The organism is Endozoicomonas sp. ONNA1 (genome assembly GCF_024606325.1).
Lineage (GTDB): Bacteria > Pseudomonadota > Gammaproteobacteria > Pseudomonadales > Endozoicomonadaceae > Endozoicomonas_A.
Map to the genome: position 1 here is coordinate 1 of NZ_JAHHPN010000851.1, position 1,293 is coordinate 1,293.

The 1,293-nt window shown below is 37.3% G+C and carries 2 protein-coding genes; both read right to left on the reverse strand.

The features are described 5' to 3' along the window. A partial coding sequence (locus tag KDK19_RS19945; RefSeq protein WP_257292715.1) for a hypothetical protein occupies nt 1-380 on the reverse strand: 380 nt, incomplete at its 3' end. Between the two features lie 158 nt (nt 381-538). After that, nucleotides 539-1,222: a hypothetical protein gene (locus KDK19_RS19950; protein ID WP_257292716.1), complete on the reverse strand. Its 684-nt coding sequence runs from the start codon at nt 1,220-1,222 to the stop codon at nt 539-541. Nucleotides 1,223-1,293: the final 71 nt, after the last annotated feature.

Genomic DNA, 1,293 nt, shown 5'->3' on the forward strand with positions numbered 1-1,293 from the left:
GACCATAGTTGAGGGCTGATATAGCAGGGTATTTGTTTTCTAAGCCTTTTTGACCAACCCTCTTGCCACTTAATTTCACCTATTAATACCGACTCATTTTTGAAACCAACAAAATCAGCTGCCTCGCCAACTTTTCCTGTGTAACACCAAATAGCTGATGGAGTATCAAAAAATAAGTTTGGATCTGCTTTTATAAATTCATGTATATCATTTACTTCATTCCAGCCGGATAAATCAGCAAGTTCTTGAGCACCACCACAATCAACTATTCCTTCACCATATCCTTTGAAAACTGATTTATGCCACTTGATTGATTCAACCTTTTCAGTACATGGCAGGAATTTTTTATTTTTAATATCAATTGTCCACATTTTTTTCATTGTTCATTCCAAATTTGATGAGCCACATAACGCCTGCATGTGGGGCGCCGCCGCAGGCGGCGTCCCAGCCAGCTTTGCTGGCGACACCATGCACTTGTTAAATCACAATTGCACAATCTATGACTCATTCTCTTCTGACAAATCAACTTGTTTATCCTTTATTTTTTTAGTTCCTTTTTAATTTTTTTGGCTGATTCTATGGGCCAGTTTTGGGCTAATGAGTATACAGCCACACAAAAACAAAAAAGAAGTGATACTATCCAGAAAAAGATTTGCTGCGTCCCTTTACTTGCTGATACCAAAAGGGCAATAAGAACTAATATGGCGGTAAACCCAAAAAGAAATGCAACAAAAAAGTTATAGTAATAGCTGAATTTCTCAAACCAATTAAAATCTCTAACTTTAATGTTTTTATTTTCATCAACAAGAATAAATGATATAGCTCTTCTAATATCAACCCAACTAATAGTGTTTGAAGTTATTCTATGCAATTCGATTAGTGACTCCCTTAATTTTTGTTCTGCATATATTCCTGTAGCAACTTTAAAATAGTATGCATCACGAAAGTCTTTTATCACAGACATTGAATCATCACAGGCAGCATCTTTGTTCGTAACATAAGTCTCAATATCTCTAAGTTGATTTTTTTTCTTCCTTTCAGCAAGATCAAACAAATGTGAAAAATCTTTATTCACTATGAGCCACAAAAAAAGACCTAGTACAATAAGCCATCCCAATGGAGTCGACAGCACATCAGAAAGAGCGCTAAGAATTTCTGGAATACTCTGTATTGTTTCAGTGAAGCTATTTGCATCTTCACCGATAGAGCTAGATGTAGTCACTTGATTCCTCCTTGTGATTTAACGCCATGCTGTGGGGCGCCGCACAGCGGCGTCCCAGCCCCTTCAGGGGC